The organism is Thiolapillus sp. (genome assembly GCF_048562965.1).
GTDB classification, from domain to species: Bacteria; Pseudomonadota; Gammaproteobacteria; order Chromatiales; family Chromatiaceae; genus Thiolapillus; species Thiolapillus brandeum_A.
This window is the reverse complement of the sequence record NZ_JBHNMF010000728.1, coordinates 1-1,500: the sequence shown is the minus strand read 5'-3', so window position 1 is coordinate 1,500 and position 1,500 is coordinate 1. Positions and strand designations below refer to the sequence as shown.

The following is a 1,500-nucleotide window of genomic DNA, read 5'->3' as shown; positions in this document are numbered from 1 at the left end:
TTGTTGCGTAGTGCTTGGTGACCAGGACGGCTGGGGCACCAATGGGTTGTCAAAGGCCGAGTCGATTTTGGGGACTGGGATGTCCCAAAATCTATCACGAGGCCGAAGACACGCTTGGTTGGCTTTCTCCTTGAAAGCCCAACCGACAACCGGCAAGTCACCGAAGAAGGGTACCTTTTCTTCCGCCTGCTTCTTTTCACGCTCAAAGACGCCACCCAGAACCACGGTTTCACCATTGTCGACCAGTACCCGGGTTTCCACTTCACGCTTATTCAGTGGGGGCACACCAAGTACCGCTCTGGTGAAATCCGCATCATCCTTGGCAACCAGCAGATCCATGATAATCCTGTCGTCTGGCGTGATATGTGGTGTTACCTCCAGTTTCAGCACCGCTTCTTTGAACGATACTGAGGTAGCACCACTGGAAGTCGCTTCCTGATAGGGAATCTCGATACCCTGCTTGATGGTCGCCTTGTTCTGATCTGAGGTAATGACACGCGGACTGGACACGATCTCGCCCCTGCCCTCCTGTTGCATGGCAGTCAATTCAAGTTGCAGAAGGTATGAACCCACCTTGCCCAGCAGGAAATTAACCGCGCCACCACGTCCGGGCGAAAGCTGCTGCGGCAAGTTCACCATCAAAGCCTCGGCGCCGCTTCCCGCTGCATTTTCGATACCCGGCGCAAAACCAAAAGTACCGGAGGTATGTCCAGGCAAACCACCCGCCGTCAACAAGCTTGCATTGCCGCCAACACTGTTTTCCCGGTTGAAACCGAAGCGCACCCAGATGTCCCGAGCAAAGTCATCGTTGGCAATAACGATACGTGATTCCACGAGCACCTGTTTGACCGGGACATCCAGCTTTTCTACAAGAGCACGCACCTCAGAAAGCTTGGTCGCTGTGTCCTGAACCAAAAGTGTATTGGTGCGTGTGTCGATAGTGACATTGCCACGTTCGGACAGGAGCTGGTTGCCCTCAGATTTCAGCAACTCCGCCAATGCTTCCGCCTTGGCGTAGTTTATCTGTATCAGCTCTGAATGGAGCGGAGCCAGTTCTTCGACCTGCTTCTGGGATTCAAGATCCAGTTTCTCCCGTGCGGCAATTTCTTCGGTAGGCGCCACCAGAATGACGTTACCGTTCTGCCGCTTGGATAAGCCCTTTGTCTTGAGAATGATATCCAGTGCCTGGTCCCAGGGCACGTTCTTCAGCCGCAGGGTAATCCTGCCACCCACGGAATCACTCACCACCATGTTGAGTCCAGTAAAATCTGCCAGCAACTGCAGCACTGAGCGCACTTCAATATCCTGGAAGTTGAGTGACAGCTTGTCACCGATGTACGTCAGCTGTTTCTTCCTGCGCGCCTCCTTCTCTTCCTTGCTAACTGTCAAGTCCCGATAGATCATAGATTTTCTTTTTGAATAATTCCGGTTGTTTTTTGTGCCAATCCTTAAGCGCCTGAATGGGCGTGATGTGCCCGATGTTTTTCTGCGGGACATGGT

1 protein-coding gene and 1 pseudogene are annotated in these 1,500 nt (G+C 52.9%); both read right to left on the bottom strand.

Annotated features, from left to right (window positions below; all coding sequences use genetic code 11):
• Positions 1-1,404: type IV pilus secretin PilQ (locus tag ACOCD2_RS19585; RefSeq protein WP_305801286.1), on the bottom strand; the 1,404-nt coding region annotated here is incomplete at its 3' end.
• Positions 1,379-1,500, bottom strand: a pseudogene (locus tag ACOCD2_RS19580) (IS481 family transposase); the annotation flags it as partial. The pseudogene ACOCD2_RS19580 and the gene ACOCD2_RS19585, both read right to left, overlap by 26 nt.